Below are 2,107 nucleotides of genomic sequence, written 5' to 3'. Positions count from 1 at the left end.
GGTCCGGATGCGACGTTGTCGGCGATGCTCGCTGATCGTCAGGTCAAGCCACTGTCGCGTCGTGACGCTGATGAGGTGGTCGCGTTCCTGACGGCCTTGGGCGCGTTGCATACGGTTGGGGTGCCGGTCGACTGGACGCCAGTGCTGCCGGCCGGGGCAGGACCAGCCGACCTGCCGACGTACGCCTTCCAACGGCAGCGTTACTGGCTGCCGCCGCGTCCCGCCGCGTCGAACACCACGGACGGCGACAGCGGGTTCTGGGACGCCGTGGAGCGCGGCGAAGTGCCCCTCGACGAGGACCTCGCTGCCCTGCGGCCCGCCTTCACCGCCTGGCGGCACCGGCAGCAGGACGAGGCCGAGCTGCGCCGCTGGTGCTACCGCGAGACCTGGACCAGCGCGCCCCGACTCGACCGCACTCGCCAACCCGGGCGATGGCTCGTGGTCGTCGGCAACCGCGACTCCGACGGCTGGGCCGACGCCGCCGCCACCGCGCTCACCGCCGCCGGCGCCGACGTCACCACGCTCGTCCTGGACCCTGCAACGCCGCTCGACCCGATCGTCGACGGCTATGACGGGATCCTCTCGCTACTCGGCGACGACGGCCTCGCCGGGGTGCTGCGGCTGCTGCAGGCCACCCCCGACACGGGACCGCACTGTCCAGTGTGGGCAGCCACCACCGGCGCCGGCGACCACCCCGCCGCCGCGGCCACCTGGGGATTCGGGCGGGTCGCCGCCCTCGAGCACCCCACCCGCTGGGGTGGCCTCATCGACCTTCCCGCCGCCGGCCGGGTCGCAGCCGAACGCCTCGTCGACGTCCTGCTCTCCGGCAGCGGCGAGGACCAGGTCGCCATCCGGACCGCCGGCATCCTCGTCCGCCGGCTCGAACGACTGCCGTCGACCGGACGCCCCGCCGACGGCGCACCCTGGACGCCGCACGGCACGGTACTGATCACCGGAGGAACCGGGGCGATCGGCGCAGCCGTCGCCCGATGGGTGGCGCAACGCGGCGCGGACCACGTCGTCCTGCTCAGCCGGCGCGGCCCGGACGCACCCGGCGCTGTTGAGCTCGCGCAGGAACTGCGGGAGCACGGGCCGGAAGTCACCGTCCTCGCTTGCGACGTCGCCGACCGGCAACAGGTCACGGACGCGCTGCGGACCGTCGGCGCGGTCACGGCCGTCTTCCACGCCGCGGGAGTCCTCGACGACGGAGTGATCGCATCGTTGACGCCGGAACGGTTCGAGACCGTGCTGGCCGCCAAGGCGCAGTCGGCGTGCCTGCTCGACGAACTGACCCGCGACCACCCGCTGACCGCGGTCGTGCTGTTCTCCTCGGTCGCCGGGGCCATCGGAACGCCGGGGCAGGCCAACTACGCCGCCGCCAACGCGTACCTCGACGCGCTCGGCCGCCGGATGCGCAAGGCCGGACGGCCCGCGGTCGTGATCTCGTGGGGGCCCTGGGCGGGCGCGGGCATGGCTGACGGCGTACGCGAGCTGCGCCGCACCGGATACACGGCGCTGCCACCGCACCGAGCCCTGGCCGCCCTCCAATACGTCCTCGACCGCGGCGACACCTCGGTGACGATCGCCGACATCGACTGGGAGAAGTTCCCGGCCGCGTTCACCGCCACCCGGCCCAGCCCCCTGCTGAGCAACCTCGCCGCCACCACACCGCCGGTACCGGACCGACGGCCGACCGCCGAGCTCGGCAAGCTCACCCCCGACGGACGGCGGGCCCGCATCACGGACCTGGTCCGAGAGCACACCGCGGTCGTCCTCGGCCAGACCGACCCGAGCCGGATCGACATGGAACGCCCCTTCAAGGACCTCGGCTTCACCTCGCTGAGCGCCGTCGAACTGCGCAACCAGCTGTCGACGGCCGTCGGCGAACCGCTGCCCGCGACGCTGGTGTTCGACTACCCGTCGCCGGCGGTGCTGGCCGGCCGTCTGGACGAGGTGCTGTTCGGTGGCGTGCCGAGGCCGGTGGAGTCGGACAGCGCGGCGGGGGTGATCGATGGCGATCCGGTGGTGATCGTCGGGATGGCGTGTCGTTTTCCGGGTGGTGTGGTGTCGCCTGAGGGTCTGTGGGACTTGGTGGTTGGGGAGCGGG

The 2,107-nt window shown here is 73.2% G+C and carries 1 protein-coding gene; it reads left to right on the top strand.

Translation table 11 applies throughout. The annotated features are described in order from the left end of the window. Window positions 1-120: 120 nt before the first annotated feature. Window positions 121-2,107, top strand: a 1,987-nt coding sequence (locus tag AB0I21_RS57400) for an SDR family NAD(P)-dependent oxidoreductase (RefSeq protein WP_360574506.1), incomplete at its 3' end; no start/stop codon positions are given.

It is taken from the genome of Dactylosporangium sp. NPDC050588, from assembly GCF_040654975.1.
Lineage (GTDB): Bacteria > Actinomycetota > Actinomycetes > Mycobacteriales > Micromonosporaceae > Dactylosporangium > Dactylosporangium maewongense.
This window is presented reverse-complemented; position numbering and strand designations above follow the sequence as displayed.